The sequence below is a fragment of the Erwinia sp. 1181_3 genome (assembly GCF_052824965.1).
This window is the reverse complement of the sequence record NZ_VTDE01000004.1, coordinates 408,007-423,564: the sequence shown is the minus strand read 5'-3', so window position 1 is coordinate 423,564 and position 15,558 is coordinate 408,007. Positions and strand designations below refer to the sequence as shown.

11 protein-coding genes and 1 other RNA gene are annotated in these 15,558 nt (G+C 54.8%); 4 read left to right on the top strand and 8 right to left on the bottom strand.

Annotated features, from left to right (window positions below):
• The first annotated feature begins 5 nt into the window (after window positions 1–5).
• Entirely contained in the window at window positions 6–1,445 is a 1,440-nt protein-coding gene (locus FY046_RS13925; RefSeq protein ID WP_446186181.1) for a protein adenylyltransferase SelO, read from the top strand.
• On the opposite strand, the gene FY046_RS13920 is transcribed toward FY046_RS13925, so the two are convergent.
• From FY046_RS13920 to ppsR, 6 genes are all read right to left on the bottom strand, one after another.
• On the bottom strand, window positions 1,442–2,218 hold the full coding sequence (locus tag FY046_RS13920) for a heme ABC transporter ATP-binding protein (protein ID WP_446186180.1): 777 nt from the start codon (window positions 2,216–2,218) through the stop codon (window positions 1,442–1,444). The two genes, FY046_RS13925 and FY046_RS13920, sit on opposite strands and share 4 nt — an antisense overlap.
• A complete protein-coding gene (locus tag FY046_RS13915) occupies window positions 2,211–3,212 on the bottom strand; it encodes a FecCD family ABC transporter permease (protein ID WP_259149903.1) in 1,002 nt (333 codons plus the stop codon). The genes FY046_RS13920 and FY046_RS13915 overlap by 8 nt, the downstream gene beginning before the upstream one ends.
• A complete protein-coding gene (locus tag FY046_RS13910; protein ID WP_446186179.1) occupies window positions 3,209–4,030 on the bottom strand; it encodes a heme/hemin ABC transporter substrate-binding protein in 822 nt (273 codons plus the stop codon). Before FY046_RS13910 ends, FY046_RS13915 begins: the two co-directional genes overlap by 4 nt.
• Window positions 4,027–5,058: a hemin-degrading factor gene (locus FY046_RS13905; RefSeq protein WP_446186178.1), complete on the bottom strand. Its 1,032-nt coding sequence runs from the start codon at window positions 5,056–5,058 to the stop codon at window positions 4,027–4,029. Before FY046_RS13905 ends, FY046_RS13910 begins: the two co-directional genes overlap by 4 nt.
• A gap of 248 nt (window positions 5,059–5,306) precedes the next feature.
• The gene (locus FY046_RS13900; protein WP_446186177.1) at window positions 5,307–6,353 is read right to left on the bottom strand and encodes a 3-deoxy-7-phosphoheptulonate synthase; all 1,047 of its coding nucleotides are present in this window, start codon (window positions 6,351–6,353) and stop codon (window positions 5,307–5,309) included.
• A 147-nt stretch (window positions 6,354–6,500) separates the two neighbouring features.
• Entirely contained in the window at window positions 6,501–7,334 is an 834-nt protein-coding gene (gene ppsR / locus FY046_RS13895; RefSeq protein WP_133845293.1) for a posphoenolpyruvate synthetase regulatory kinase/phosphorylase PpsR, read from the bottom strand.
• Window positions 7,335–7,807: 473 nt separating this feature from the next.
• Between ppsR and ppsA the strand changes: the two genes are divergently transcribed.
• Window positions 7,808–10,186 carry a phosphoenolpyruvate synthase gene (gene ppsA / locus FY046_RS13890; RefSeq protein ID WP_133845291.1) on the top strand — a complete coding sequence of 793 codons (2,379 nt, stop codon included), beginning with the start codon at window positions 7,808–7,810 and terminating at the stop codon, window positions 10,184–10,186.
• 136 nt (window positions 10,187–10,322) lie between these two features.
• Here the strand turns inward: ppsA and rprA are convergent.
• Together rprA and ydiK are read right to left on the bottom strand one after the other, a co-directional pair.
• An RNA gene (gene rprA, locus FY046_RS13885) (antisense sRNA RprA) lies at window positions 10,323–10,426 on the bottom strand.
• Window positions 10,427–10,690: 264 nt separating this feature from the next.
• A complete protein-coding gene (gene ydiK / locus FY046_RS13880; RefSeq protein ID WP_133845288.1) occupies window positions 10,691–11,815 on the bottom strand; it encodes an AI-2E family transporter YdiK in 1,125 nt (374 codons plus the stop codon).
• Window positions 11,816–12,056: 241 nt separating this feature from the next.
• Here ydiK and ydiJ point away from each other — a divergent pair, with 241 nt between their 5' ends.
• Together ydiJ and FY046_RS13870 are read left to right on the top strand one after the other, a co-directional pair.
• Complete coding sequence (ydiJ, locus tag FY046_RS13875) at window positions 12,057–15,113, top strand: D-2-hydroxyglutarate dehydrogenase YdiJ (protein ID WP_446186176.1); 3,057 nt, start codon at window positions 12,057–12,059, stop codon at window positions 15,111–15,113.
• Window positions 15,113–15,526, top strand: a complete 414-nt coding sequence (locus FY046_RS13870; protein WP_133845285.1) for a hotdog fold thioesterase — start codon at window positions 15,113–15,115, stop codon at window positions 15,524–15,526. Before ydiJ ends, FY046_RS13870 begins: the two co-directional genes overlap by 1 nt.
• Window positions 15,527–15,558: the final 32 nt, after the last annotated feature.

Sequence of the window (15,558 nt, the reverse complement as noted above, 5' to 3'; positions counted from 1 at the left end):
GCGCCATGCAATTCAATAATACCTGGTATCAGGAGCTGAGTGGTTTTTACACGGCTCTTGAACCGAAGCCGTTAAAAAATCCTCGTCTGCTCTACCACAGTGCGCCACTGGCGCAGGAACTGGGTCTGGATAGCCGCCTGTTTGACGCAGAAAATGTCGACCTGTGGAGTGGTGAAACACTGATGGACGGCATGCAGCCTCTGGCGCAGGTTTATAGCGGTCACCAGTTTGGCGTCTGGGCGGGGCAGTTGGGTGACGGGCGCGGTCTGCTGCTGGGCGAACAGCAACTGCCTGACGGGCGCAAGTTCGACTGGCATCTGAAAGGGGCAGGGTTAACGCCCTATTCACGCATGGGGGATGGTCGCGCGGTGCTGCGCTCCACACTGCGAGAGTTTCTCGCTTCTGAGGCAATGCATGCCCTCGGGATCCCCACATCGCGTGCGTTGACGGTGGTCACCAGCGATGAACCGGTCTACCGCGAAAGCGCCGAACCGGGTGCGATGCTGCTGCGCGTGGCCGAGAGCCACCTGCGTTTTGGCCATTTTGAGCATTTCTACTATCAGGGGCAGCAGGAACAGGTCACCCGACTGGCGGATTATGCGATCCTTCATCACTGGCCGCAGTGGCAGCAGGAGCCGGATAAGTACCTGCTGTGGTTTAGCGATGTGGTGAAGCGCACGGCACGCCTGATTGCAGGCTGGCAGAGCGTGGGGTTTGCTCACGGTGTGATGAACACCGACAACATGTCGATCCTTGGACTGACGCTGGATTATGGCCCTTACGGTTTTCTCGACGACTATCAGCCGGGGTTTATCTGCAACCATTCTGATCACCAGGGGCGTTACAGTTTCGAGAATCAGCCGATGATCGGACTGTGGAACCTGAATCGCCTGGCGCACGCGCTGTCAGGGTTGATGAGCACTGAACAGCTGAAACAGGCGCTGGCGCTGTATGAGACCGAGCTGATGCGCTGCTGGGGCGAAAAAATGCGTGCCAAACTGGGGCTGATGACGGCCGGTAAAGACGACAACAATATTCTGACCGGACTGCTGTCACTGATGACGAAAGAGAACAGTGATTACACACGGACTTTTCGTCAACTGAGCGCAGTAGAGCAGCAACAGTCGCGTTCACCGCTGCGGGATGAGTTTATTGACCGTGAGGCGTTTGATAGCTGGTATAACGTGTATCGTCAGCGCCTGTTGCAGGATGAGCAGAGTGATGAACAGCGCCAGCAAGCCATGAAACAGGCTAACCCGGCGCTGGTGCTGCGTAATTATCTGGCACAACAGGCAATTGAGCAGGCAGAACAGGATGATGTCAGCGTGCTGGCGCGTCTTCATCATGCACTGCTGCAGCCGTTTGATGATGCGCCAGAGTTTGCTGACCTGACGCGTCGTCCGCCTGACTGGGGTAAGAAGCTGGAAGTGAGCTGCTCCAGCTAGCGGCGCAGCGCCACCTGAGGCACACCCTCAATAAGATGAGGGTGAACCATCACATCGGCGTGATACCAGCGCGTCAATGTGGCCTCATCCAGTACCTGTGCCGGGCTTCCCTCCGCCACCAGTTTCCCCCCGGCCAGTAGCATCACACGATCGGACCACAAAGAAGCGAGGTTGAGATCGTGCAGAACACAACAAACACTCAGGGGATACTGTTTCGTCAGTTGTGATAGCAACCGCAACAGATGCTGCTGGTGGTAGAGATCCAGCGCCGACGTCGGTTCATCGAGGAACAACCAACCCTGTGGGCCATCCGGACGCCACAGCTGCGCCAGCGCGCGGGCAAGCTGCACCCGTTGCTGTTCACCGCCGGAAAGTTGCAAATAGTCGCGTTCGGCCAGCCCGTCACAGCCCGTCAGGGTCATCACTTCCTTCACCACCTGCTGCGCAGATCCAGGCCAGGGCGCGCGGCCCATCGCCACCACCTCCACCACACTGAGCGGAAATGCCATGCTGCTTTGCTGGCGCATGACCGCACGCTGTTGTGAAAGCCGTGCGGCAGACCATGCGGCCAGCGGCTGGTTATTCAATACACAGCTGCCCCGCTGCGGTGTGAGAAACCCGGTGAGCAGCCTCAGCAACGTGGATTTACCCGCGCCGTTCGGGCCAATCAAGGACACCAGCTCGCCGGGGCGCAGGGTCAGTGAAATATCGTCAATCAGCCAGCGTGTATCCAGCTGATAGCTCAACCCACTGGCAATCAGGGCATCAGCCATTGAGACCTCCACGACGACGCAGGATCAGCCACAGGAACCAGGGGCCGCCAATCAGGCTGGTCAGCAGCCCGACCGGCATCTCTGCCGGGGCCACGACTGTGCGTGCCAGGGTATCGGCCAGCAGCAACAGGATGGCACCGCTTAACAGTGAAGAGGGCAGCAGCCAGCGGTGATCGCCACCGAGGCAGAAGCGCATCAGATGCGGTACCACCAGACCAATAAAACCGATCACGCCACTGACCGCGACAGCAGACGCCACCAGAAACGCACTCAGCACCAGTAAATAGCGCTGGGTACGTGGCACATCAACGCCCAGATAATGCGCCTCTTCTTCGCCGAGTTGCAGCAGGTTGAGACGCGTAGCCAGGCGTTGTACCAGAACCATGCAGGGCAGCACCACGGAGGCGCAAACCAGCACAACAGGCCACTGGGCCTGGCCGAGACTGCCCATCGCCCATAATGACAGCTGGCGCAGCTGCTGATCGTTGCTGATCCATGACAACACGCCAATCGCTGCACTGCACAGTGCGTTAATAGCGATGCCCACCAGCAGCAGGCGGCTGAGTCCCGTCTGGCCTTGCCGACTGAGCAGGAAAATCACCAACGTTACTGCCAGACTTCCGATAAAGGCGGCCAGCAGAGGCTGATACAGTTTCAGTACACCGGGCAGCGAAAATGAAAGCACGATGGAGATGGCCACTGCCAGCGCGGCACCGCAGCTGATCCCGAGCAGACCCGGGTCCGCCAGCGGATTGCGGAACAACCCCTGCATCACGCAGCCGGAGAGGGCCAGCGCACCGCCCACCATCACCGCCAGCAATACGCGGGGCAGACGAATAGTGAACCAGATCTGCCACAGGCGGCTGTCTGTTCCTGCATCCCACAGCATCGGCAGCGACAAATGCATCGCACCGATGTTGGCGGCGCTGACACCCAGCACCAGCAATAACAGCGTTAAAGCTGCCAGCCAGCTGCGAGATCGCGCTGACCTCACTTCAGTGTTTCCGCGATCTGACGAAGTTTCAGGATCGCGGCTGGCGTATCAATGCCAAAGCCCAGGAACGCCATGTCATCCACCACCAGCAACTGATGATTTTTCCCTGCCGGAGTCAATGCGATACCGGGGAGTTTCCACAGATTATCTTCGCCGCCCAGTGTACGGATGCCGTCCCGGGTGGCCACAATCAGCTGGGGTGCACTGGCGATCACACCTTCCTGGGATAGCGGTTGATAACGCTGAATGCCGGACATGGCATTTTGCAGACCGGCTGCACGGATGGCGGCATCGGCGGAGGTATCGCGTCCGGCCCCCATCGCTCCCATGCCCTGATGTGCCAGAATAAACAGCACGTTGACCGGCAGTGGATTTGTCGGCACGCTGGCCAGCTGCTTGCGGACTTTTTCCTGTAACGCCTTGCCAGCTTCCTCACGGTGCAGGGTAGTGGCAATGGTCTGGATCTTTTCATTGATGGCTGAAATGTCTGTCTTCCCGGTCACATCCACCACTTTCACGCCATTTTGCTCAACCTGTTGCAGCGCCAGCGCCGGTTTTGCCAGCTCACTGGCGATGACCAGCGTCGGCTTCAGGGCCAGAATGCCCTCGGCGTTTAACTGGCGCATATAGCCTACGTCAGGCAGTTTTTTGACCACTTCAGGGTGCAGGCTGGTGCTGTCACGCGCCACCAGTTCCTGCTGCGCATCCAGCGCATAGATGATTTGGGTGACATCGCCACCGATACTGACGATGCGCTCAGCGGCAGCGGCGTGGAAGGCCAGCGACAGAGCAATCAGAGCGAACAAGCGTGATTTCATACGGTTGCACCTTCCGCGCTGAGTGCGCCTAACTGCTCACGCCACTGCGTTTGTTCTGGCTGGCCTTCGCTGCGTTGACCGTACAGTTGGGCAATCTGCGTGCCGTCGGCAGCAAACAGTTCCAGGCTGGTGACAATGCCGTCAGCGGTGGGCTTACGTGTGATCCAGCTCTCCGCAATCAGCTGATCCTGCAAATGCAGGGTGAAAGCCGGGTTGAAGATGTTCAGCCAGCCGTGCATGGGCATCATCTTTTCAATCTGACCCGTAAAGATCTGCACACAGGCGCGGTTACCGACGAAAATCATAATTTCGTTGCCATCCTGACGCACTGTTTCCAGCAGCGTGGCCAGTGACTGATTGCTGACCTGCTGCGCCAGATCGTCGCTGACGGCGTGGAAGGCCTGCTGGCGTGAGGCGTTATGCTTTTTCAGCAGACGGAAGAACTGATGCACATCGGTCATCGCCCGCCATTCCGTTTCCAACGTGGCACCGTCGATCTCGTCGGCAAAGGCGGCAGGCGTAGCCGGGCTCACACTGAGTGAGGTGACGGGTTCTGCACGGTAGTCTGCGATCAGCTGCTGCCAGGCTTCAGAGTGAGTGTTCTCAGTGGCATAAACTTTCAGTACCGCATCACCGTGCTGATCGAAGAACTGAATGCTCTGACGTTCGCCGTGACCGGTCATCTCCTGCAGGTGAAAAACACTGGCCCACTGATTAACAAACACCCGCAGATCCAGTGCTCGTGGATTCAGCACGATGCCGGCATGTTCATTGATATGAATATTGCTGAAAACGCCCAAATGCTCGTGTACGGCGTATTCGTTGCGGGTAATACATTTGGTTTCACCCACGGCTTCCAGCGCGTGCAACAGTTCTCGCATCGCAGGGCGTAACGGTTGTGCCTGATGGCCGACACGCGCTGCGGTCAGTTCCGCTTCACTGATCCCCATCAACGCGGCCAGATCGCGCGCATATTTCTTAGGATGCTGTTCTTTTAATTCGCTGTATTGTTGATAGTGCGCAGTCATTGCTGTTGTCCTCACGGAGCCGCTAATAGGGAAGGGTATTCATTATCAGAATGATAATCATTATCAATGAAAGAAGGCCGCGTGCAAGCAGAAATTAACCTTCAGGTAACAGTTTGCATAAAGAAGGGCATATACCCGTCATACTTCAAGCTGCTTCAGCGTTGGATTCCTTCCATTGCCGCCTTGAAGCCGCTCGAATTATTTAGGGTATAAAAGAAAGCAGGCCCGTTAAGGGCCTGCCAAAGGTGTCAGAAGCGGCTATCGACGGCATCCGCCAGCTGTGCTAAGACGCTGGCTGTATCGTCCCATCCGAGGCAGGGGTCGGTAATTGACTGGCCATAAATCAGCGGGGTTTCTGCTGTCACTTTCTGCGTGCCTTCCTGCAGGAAGCTTTCGATCATCACACCCGCAATGGCGCGCGAGCCGTCGCGGATCTGCTGCGCTACGCTGGTGGACACCTCTTTCTGTAGGCGATGCTGCTTCAGGCAGTTCCCATGGCTGAAGTCGATCACCAGGTGCTCCGGCAGGTGGAATTCCCGCAGGTGTGCGACCGCAGCGGCAATATCCGCCGGGTGGAAGTTTGGTGCTTTGCCGCCGCGCATAATGATATGCCCGGAAGGGTTGCCGCTGGTCTGATAGATGGTCATTTGGCCGCGTTTATCCGGCGACAGGAACATATGGCTGACGCGGGCAGCACGAATAGCATCCACGGCGATGCGCGTATTGCCATCGGTGCCGTTTTTGAAACCCACCGGGCAGGAGAGTGCCGAAGCCATTTCGCGGTGGATCTGGCTCTCCGTGGTGCGCGCACCGATGGCACCCCAACTGATCAGGTCGGCAATAAACTGTCCGATCACCATATCCAGAAATTCAGTCGCCGTCGGCATTCCCAGCGTGTTGATATCCAGCAGCAGTTTACGTGCCACTGCCAGCCCATGATTGATGCGGAAACTGCCATCGAGATCCGGGTCAGAAATTAATCCCTTCCAGCCGACCACCGTGCGCGGTTTTTCAAAATAGGCGCGCATCACGATCTCCAGGCGGGATTGGTATTTATCACGCAGCACGTTCAGACGTTCCGCGTATTCCAGGGCGGCAACCGGGTCATGCAGCGAGCAGGGACCGACCACGACCAGCAGGCGTGGATCTTCACCGGAGAGAATACGGGCGATGCGTTTACGTGACGCTGTCACGTTTTCGATAATGGCAGACGTGATCGGCAGCTGCGCCTGCAGTTCTGCAGGCGTCACTAAGCTGTCGATGCGCGCGGTCCGCAGTTCATCTGTTTTGTTCATGGGGATCTCTAAAATTTTGTCTTCACAACGGCAGGAATACCGGGAAGTAATGGCGTTCACCTTAAACCAAACCGCGATGATTTCAACCGTAAAACAGCAGGGGAATTGCATTTCCGGCTCGCTGCGAGCAAGCCGGAAACGCAAAAATCAGTACATACGGCGCGTAAGACCCATGATATCGAGGATTTTGGTGGCGATCTCTTCCACCGAATAATTCGTACTGTTGAGGTAGCGAATCTGATGGGTACGGAACAGCGCTTCAACTTCGCCCACTTCCAGCCTGCACTGGCGCATTGACGCATAACGGGTGTTTTCTGCCCGCTCCTGGCGGATGGCGGCCAGGCGTTCCGGGTCAATGGTTAACCCGAACAATTTATTCTGGAAGGGTTTCAATGCCGGGGGCAGTTTCAGGTTATCCATATCATCCGCGATAAACGGATAGTTAGCCGCGCGAATGCCGAACTGCATGGCGAGATAAAGGCTGGTAGGGGTTTTACCACAGCGCGAAACGCCCAGCAGGATCACCTGCGCGTCTTCGAGACCGCGCAGTGAGATACCATCGTCATGGGCCAGCGTGTAATCAATCGCGGCAATACGCGCATCATATTTACCGAGGTTGTTGGCGGTCAGACCGTGCGTACGGTTCGCCACAGGCGCAGGGTCAACGCCTAACTCTTGCTGGAGCGGGGCGACCAGCGACTGGACAATGTCCTGGCAGAAGCCATCGCTTTGCAAAATGATCTCGCGGATCTCCGGGGAGATCACCGAAATGAACACCAGCGGACGCACACCGCTTTGCTGGTACAGCGCATTTATCTGCGCTTTCACCGCTTGAGCGCGCTGCACGTTTTCCACAAAGGGCAGGGTGACACTCTGCGTTGCCACCGGGAACTGTGACAGGACCGCATGACCTAATACTTCAGCCGTGATGGCGGTGCCATCTGAAATATAAAAAACACTACGTTCGGCGTTCACGTCCATTTTATCTCCGCTGGCGGGTATGCAGTGCAGACTAAATTAATCTGCCCTGTTAAAGCAAATCGTGATTCAGTCTACAAAACAAAATAAAAAAACCATTAACTAATGATTTGAACTTTTTATTTTTATAAAATCAGAGAAATCGCACTTTTATCATAAAATGAAATGATGTTTCTGTTCACTATTCATCTTTATCGCCCTTTCAATTAAAACCATTCTAATATGGAATCCTTTTTTGTTGCGCAAGTGGCGATGCGATTTTATTTTGTGATTATTTTCAATTTGCTGATTTGTAAGATAAATTATTATTTTATTTGTTGCGCAACGCTGTTTTATTACGCGGAGAAATCTTAAAAATAAAAAAATCATCTGCTTGAACGATTCAACACTTTATCAATCCGGCTTAACTGTGCGAGTCTCAAGAAGCATTACTGTACTCCTCATATTTTTAATTAAATCTTACAAGGATTGCTTCAATGTCCAATAAAGGCCAATTGCCGCTAGTGCTCTGGTATAACCAGCTTGGCATGAACGATGTGGATCGGGTGGGAGGCAAAAATGCCTCTCTGGGTGAAATGATTACTAACTTGTCATCGTTGGGTGTATCAGTGCCGAACGGATTTGCGACAACCTCGGAAGCGTTCAACCTGTTCCTCGACCAAAGCGGCGTCAATCAGCGTATCTATGATCTGCTGGATAAGACCGATATTGATGATGTTGATGAGTTGGCGAAGGCGGGTAAACAGATCCGTCAGTGGGTGGTAGAAACGCCGTTTACGCCAGAGCTGGAACAGGCGATACACGAGGCGTACAACCAGTTGTCAGCCGATGATGCTGATGCATCGTTTGCGGTGCGTTCTTCCGCCACCGCAGAGGATATGCCGGATGCCTCCTTTGCCGGGCAGCAGGAAACCTTCCTCAATGTGCAGGGCTATGATGCGGTGCTCATTGCCGTTAAGCATGTCTATGCCTCTCTGTTTAACGATCGTGCGATCTCGTACCGTGTGCATCAGGGATACGATCACCGTGGTGTGGCACTCTCCGCCGGGGTGCAGCGCATGGTGCGTTCTGATCTCGCCTCTGCCGGCGTGATGTTTACTATTGATACCGAGTCGGGCTTCGATCAGGTGGTATTTATTACTTCTGCGCTGGGCCTGGGTGAGATGGTGGTACAGGGTGCGGTTAACCCGGATGAGTTTTACGTGCATAAACCGACGCTGGCCGCAGGTCGCCCGTCCATTGTGCGCCGTAATATGGGTTCGAAGAAAATCCGCATGGTCTACGCAGATTCGCAGGAGCATGGCGAGCAGGTCAGGATCGAGGACGTGCCAGAAGCAGAGCGTGACCGTTTCTCCCTGACGGATAAAGAAGTGGAAGCACTGGCGGCGCAGGCCGTGCAGATTGAGAAACACTACCAGCGTCCGATGGACATTGAGTGGGCGAAGGATGGCCATACCGGCAAACTGTTTATCGTACAGGCTCGTCCGGAAACCGTCCGTTCTAACGGTTCAGTGATGGAGCGTTACACACTTCAGGGCAACGGTAAGGTGGTGGTTGAAGGCCGCGCCATCGGTCACCGTATCGGTGCCGGTGAAGTGAAAGTCATTCACGACATCAGTGAAATGAACCGCATTGAAAAAGGTGACGTACTGGTGACCGACATGACCGACCCTGACTGGGAACCGATCATGAAAAAGGCGTCTGCCATTGTCACCAATCGCGGTGGGCGTACCTGTCATGCGGCGATCATTGCCCGTGAACTGGGGATCCCGGCAGTGGTCGGGTGCGGTAATGCCACCGATATCCTGAAAGACGGTCACAAAGTGACGGTGTCATGTGCGGAAGGCGACACCGGCTATGTCTATGATGAACTGCTCGACTTCGAGGTCAAAAGTTCGCAGGTTGATGAAATGCCATCGCTGCCGCTGAAAATCATGATGAACGTGGGTAATCCCGATCGTGCATTTGATTTTGCCTGCCTGCCGAATGAAGGGGTGGGACTCGCGCGCCTGGAGTTTATTATCAACCGAATGATCGGTGTACATCCTAAGGCACTGCTGGAGTTTGACCAGCAGACGCCGGAGTTGCAGAAGCAGATCCGCACCATGATGAAAGGGTTTGACGACCCGATTGAGTTTTATATTGGCCGCCTGACCGAAGGGATTGCCACTCTGGGGGCGGCATTTGCGCCGAAACGCGTGATTGTGCGTCTTTCAGACTTCAAGACTAACGAATATGCCAATCTGGTCGGTGGCGAACGTTATGAACCTGAAGAAGAGAACCCAATGCTCGGCTTCCGTGGCGCCGGTCGCTATGTGGCGGATAGCTTCCGTGACTGCTTTGCACTGGAGTGTGCGGCGGTCAAACGTGTACGCAACGATATGGGGCTGACCAACGTAGAGATCATGGTGCCGTTTGTGCGCACCGTAGCCCAGGCGAAAGCCGTGGTGGAGGAACTGGAACGCCAGGGACTGAAGCGCGGTGAGAACGGGCTTAAGATCATCATGATGTGTGAGATCCCGTCCAATGCGCTGCTGGCTGACGAGTTCCTGCAATACTTTGACGGCTTCTCGATTGGCTCAAATGATATGACCCAACTGGCGCTGGGGCTGGACCGCGACTCCGGTGTGGTATCCGAGCTGTTTGACGAGCGTAATGATGCCGTAAAAGCGCTGTTGTCGATGGCAATCCGCGCCGCGAAGAAGCAGGGGAAATATGTCGGTATCTGCGGGCAGGGACCTTCAGACCACGAAGACTTTGCCGCCTGGCTGATGGAAGAGGGCATTGACAGTTTGTCACTGAACCCGGATACCGTGGTTCAGACGTGGCTGAGCCTGGCTGAGTTGAAGAAGTAAACGCGGGTGGTTGCGGGTCGGGCATGCCCGACCCCTACGATTAACCAGATATCCTTAGAGGCGTGGCATACCGCGTCCGGGATCGATGCAAGGGATAACCGCGCTGCGGTTATCCTTTTTTTATGCCGAATTTCAGACAAAAAAAAGCCCATCACAGGGGATGGGCAAAGACTACACACAGCAATTCTTTACTCAGGGAAATAACATTGTTCAGAAACCAGTGGGGTGATTTCAAACTTGATATCCATACTATGCAACCGCGTTTATGGCGTCTTTAAGAATCATCTTATTAGTTTAAAACTCATAATATTTCCCGGTGCAGGTGGCGGTTTTTAACGCAAATTGATGTGCAAAATATCAGCAATTTGGTGATGCAAGGGCTGGAAAGCGTGAAAAGTGGGATTTAGTGATAAATTCCATTAATGAAAATCAGGATTTATGATGCGGAAATATTCCATGCGCTAATGTTTGCAGTCAGCGAACTGACTGCAAACGAAGGGGCGATTATGCTTTTGGCTGGTGCGCTTCTGCTTCAATTTCGGCGAGTTCTTCAACCACTGCCAGCGGGTCTTCTTCCGGTGCCGGTGACTCATGTACCCAGACAGAAACCAGGCGGTAAGAGACGGCCAACACGACAGGGCCAATGAACAGACCAATCATACCAAAGGCAATCAGGCCACCAATCACGCCTGACAGAATCAGGATCATCGGTAAGTCAGCACCCATACGAATCAGCATGGGCCGCAGCACGTTGTCCAGAGTACCCACCACACAGCTCCAGACCAGCAGGACTGTGCCCCAGGTGGTGTCTCCGCTCCAGTAAAGCCAGATGATAGCGGGTACCAGCACAATCAACGGACCGAGCTGGACCAGGCAGGAGAGAATCATCAGTACCGTCAGTATGGTGGCATAAGGAATACCGGAGATTGCCAGTCCAATTCCTCCCAGAACACCCTGAACTAACGCGGTGACGACAACGCCGAGGGCGACCGCTCGAATAGCCTGACCAGCCAACAAGACGGCAGCATCCCCGCGACGAGACGCCAGACGGAAGGCGAAATGACGGATACCGTGCCCCACCTGCTCACCGCGCCAGAACAGCAGCACGGCAAAGAGCAACATCAGACCGAGATGCATCATAAAGCGGCCAAAGTGGCCCGCCTGAGCAAAGAAGAACCCGGTGGTGCGGCCAATATAAGGCTGTACCTGCGTAATCAATGCTGACCCGCCGCCGGCTAGCAGATTGTGATAAGCCGAATAGAGCTTTCTGCCAACGAGAGGAATGCTGCGCAGCCAATGCAGATCCGGCATTTGCAGATGGCCCGAACTGAGCCACGAAAGCAGCGGAGGGACGTTTTCAATCAGGCTGTTAACCAGTACGGCAACAGGAATAATAAAAACCAGAATCAACAACAGCGTCATGACCAGCACCGCCAGCCCGCGGCGGCCCCACAGCAAACCCTGAATTTTGATCATTAATGGCCAGGTGGCAATCACCACCATGCTGGCCCAGGCAAACCCCAGAATAAACGGCTGAACCACCCAAAAACACGCGACAATCGTCAGGCTGATAAACAGCAGTGAAAACACGATTTGCGGTAAGTCCCAACCTTTTTGCGCGTTCTTCATCGATTAACAATGACCTCAAGTAAAATGCGATTTGTCTCTTAAAATCAGCGCAGGCACATCGGTTACGCTAACCCTGACGTTTAAATCATGATGTATGAAACGATTTAGCGACAGAAACAACAGGTTATTCTTTTGCTTCGTTTTTTGAAATAACGGCAGGTCATAAAAAAATGTGATAAAACGGATAACTGCGCTATTTGAGCAACGCAAACGATTCACATAACTTTTTGGTCACCCGATAATGATCCCACAGATTTCCCAGGCACCGGGTCTTGTTCCGTTGGTGCTGAGTTTTTTGGATGCCTTAAAACAGGATGGTTTTACTGGCGACACAGCGACAAGCTATGCCGACCGTCTGATTATGTCCACCGACAACAGTATCTATCAACTGTTGCCCGACGCAGTTATTTTCCCCCGATCCACGGCTGATGTGGCACTGATTGCACGCCTTGCGGCAGACAGCCGCTTCGATTCCCTGACCTTTGCGCCACGCGGTGGCGGCACCGGCACCAACGGGCAGTCACTCAATCAGGGTATTGTGGTGGATATGTCGCGCCATATGAAGCGCATTCTGGATATCAATGTCGAAGAGGGTTGGGTAAAAGTTGAAGCTGGCGTCATAAAAGATCAGCTCAATGATTACCTGAAACCTTTTGGCTACTTTTTCTCCCCGGAACTGTCCACCAGTAACCGCGCCACACTTGGCGGCATGATTAACACGGATGCCTCAGGCCAGGGATCGCTGGTGTACGGCAAAACCTCCGATCATGTGCTGGGACTGAAAGCGGTCCTGCTGGGGGGAGATGTGCTGGATACGTATGCGATGCCCGTCAGCGAAGCGGAAATACGCGCGCAGGCACCTGGTGCGGAAGGTAATATCTATCGTGTGGTGCTGGACCGCTGCCGTGAGCAGCGTGACGTAATCATCGACAAATTCCCTAAACTTAACCGTTTTCTCACCGGTTACGACCTGCGTCATGTGTTGAGTGACGATCTGCAACAGCTGAATCTGACGCACATTTTATGTGGCGCTGAAGGCACGCTGGCGTTTATCGCCGAAGCCACCCTGGATATCACTCCGATCCCAAAAGTGCGGCGGCTGGTGAACATTAAATATGACTCCTTTGACTCTGCGCTGCGCAATGCGCCATTTATGGTGGAGGCCAAAGCGCTGTCGGTCGAAACCGTTGATTCTAAGGTGCTGAACCTTGCCCGTGAAGACATTGTCTGGCACTCCGTCAGTGAACTGATTACGGATATTCCTGACAAAGAGATGCTTGGCCTGAATATGGTGGAGTTTGCTGGCAACGATAAATCCCTGATCGACAGCCAGGTGGAATCGCTGTGCCAGCGACTTGAAACGTTAATGTCACTGCGCGAGGGCGGGGTCATTGGCTATCAGCTCTGTGATGACGTTTCCGGTATTGAGCGTATCTACGGGATGCGCAAAAAAGCCGTGGGGCTGTTGGGGAATGCCAAAGGGCGTGCCAAGCCGATTCCGTTTGTTGAAGACACTTGCGTGCCGCCGCAGAACCTCGCTGACTATATTGTCGATTTCCGTGCACTGCTCGATGGGCATAACCTCAGTTATGGCATGTTTGGCCATGTGGATGCCGGGGTGCTGCACGTGCGCCCTGCGCTGGATATGTGCGACCCGCAGCAGGAGATGCTGATGAAACAGATCTCTGATGAAGTCGTGGCCCTGACAGCGCGTTATGGCGGCCTGCTGTGGGGGGAGCACGGGAAAGGATTCCGCGCGGAGTACAGTCCGGCGTTCTTTGGCGAGGTGCTGTATAACGAATTGCGCCGCATTAAAGCCGCCTTCGACCCTGCCAACCGTCTGAATCCGGGTAAAATCTGTGCACCGCTGGGCGTCGACGACCCGATGCTCAAAGTCGATGCAGTGAAACGTGGCACGTACGATCGCCAGATCCCGGTTAACGTTCGGACTGACTGGCGTGGCGCGATGGAGTGTAACGGCAACGGCTTATGCTTTAACTTTGATGTGAAAAGCCCGATGTGCCCGTCAATGAAGATCACCAGCAACCGCATGCATTCACCGAAAGGGCGTGCCACGCTGACGCGCGAATGGCTGCGTTTGCTGGCCGAGCAGGGCGTAGATCCACTGGTGCTTGAGCAGCAACTGCCGTCAAAAGGAATCAGTCTGCGCGGTATGATCCAGCGGACCCGCAACAGCTGGCAGGCCAAACGCGGGCAGTATGATTTTTCCCACGAGGTGAAAGACGCGATGTCAGGCTGCCTGGCCTGTAAAGCGTGTTCAACCCAATGTCCGATCAAAATCGATGTTCCTGGTTTCCGCTCACGCTTTTTACAGCTCTATCACACGCGCTACCTGCGTCCGGCCAGTGACTATCTGGTCGCAACGGTGGAGAGCTATGCGCCGCTGATGGCAAAAGCGCCAAAGGCCTTTAACTTCTTTTTACGTCAGCCGTGGGTCAAATCGCTCAGCAAGCGCAATATAGGTATGGTCGACCTGCCGCTCTTATCGTCACCGACGCTGAAGCAGCAGCTGGCCGGTCATCGGGCATCGGGCACGACGCTGGAAGATCTCGAACAGATGAGTGCTGAACAGCGTGCGCGGACTGTGCTGGTGGTTCAGGACCCGTTTACCAGCTATTACGAAGCACAGCTGGTGGCCGACTTTGTGCAGCTGATTGAAAAGTTGGGCTTCACTGCTGTGGTACTGCCGTTCTCGCCGAACGGCAAAGCGCAGCATATTAAGGGTTTCCTGCAACAGTTTGCGCGTACCGCACAGAAAACTGCTGATTTCCTCAATCGTGTGGCGCAGTTGAAGATGCCGCTGGTGGGTGTCGATCCGGCGCTGGTGCTCTGCTACCGCGATGAGTACAAGCAGGTACTGGGTGATAAACGGGGGGATTTCCATGTGCAGTTAGTCCATGAATGGCTGCATACTGCGCTGGCGACGCGTGATGCCCAGCCCGCAGCAGAAGGTGAATCCTGGTATCTGTTTGGCCACTGCACCGAGGTCACTGCGCTGCCCGGCTCGATTAAACAGTGGGAAACGATCTTTGCCCGCTTTGGTGCCAGGCTGGAAAATGTCAGCGTGGGTTGCTGCGGCATGGCCGGGACTTACGGGCATGAAGCAAAAAACCTGGAAAACTCGCTCGGGATTTATGCGCTCTCCTGGCAAAATGCCCTGCAAAAACTGCCGCGTCAGCGCTGTCTGTCGACCGGCTATTCCTGCCGCAGTCAGGTGAAACGTATTGAAGGTAGCGGTATACGCCATCCTCTGCAGGCATTACTGGAGATCCTGTAATGGCAATCTGGCAGCGTGAAGCCACGCTTGAGCAGTTAAATCTGCGCAGTCAAAACACGATGGTGGACCATATTGGCATCCGTTTTACGGTGCTGGCGGAGGACCGAATTGAAGCGGTGATGCCGGTTGATCAGCGTACGCGCCAGCCGTTTGGTCTGCTGCACGGCGGAGCATCGGTGGTGCTGGCGGAGACACTAGGCTCAATGGCTGGGTATCTCTGCACCGAGGGTGAACAGCAGGTGGTTGGGCTGGAGATCAACGCCAATCATCTGCGGGCCGCACGGGAAGGCGAGGTCCGTGGTGTGTGCCGTTCTGTGCATCTCGGACGGCGTCATCAGGTGTGGCAAATAGAAATTTTCGACAACAATAATCGCTTGTGCTGTACGTCCCGCCTCACAACTGCTGTGATTTGACCGATAACCCCGCTTAATGCGGGGTTTTTCGC